Raw genomic sequence first — 265 nt, 5'->3', positions numbered from 1 at the left:
ATGCTCGCACTCGCCGCGACACTCCCGTTTCTCATCCAGATTGTCGCGCTCTTCTCATCCAAATTGTCGCGCTACAGGCGTCGAGCCACAGGAACGGCCAGTCACCCTCCAGTGGTCGGTTCAGGAACGCCTGCACCCGCTCGTCGATCTCCTCGCAGAGCCGCGACACCTGGCTCTTGGACGTGCCCGTCAGACCCATGGCGCGCACCAGATCGTCAACGGCGCGGGTGGAGACACCGTGGATGTACGCCTCCTGTATCACCGC

General features: G+C 63.4%; 1 protein-coding gene. It reads right to left on the bottom strand.

The features are described 5' to 3' along the window. Positions 1 to 31: 31 nt before the first annotated feature. Positions 32 to 265: transposase (locus tag Q1A87_RS23965; RefSeq protein ID WP_299657424.1), on the bottom strand; the 234-nt coding region annotated here is incomplete at its 5' end.

Origin of the sequence: uncultured Jannaschia sp. (assembly GCF_947494055.1) — a bacterium.
Lineage (GTDB): Bacteria > Pseudomonadota > Alphaproteobacteria > Rhodobacterales > Rhodobacteraceae > Jannaschia.
Note: the sequence above shows the minus strand (reverse complement) of the source record. Positions and strands in the feature narration are given on the sequence as shown.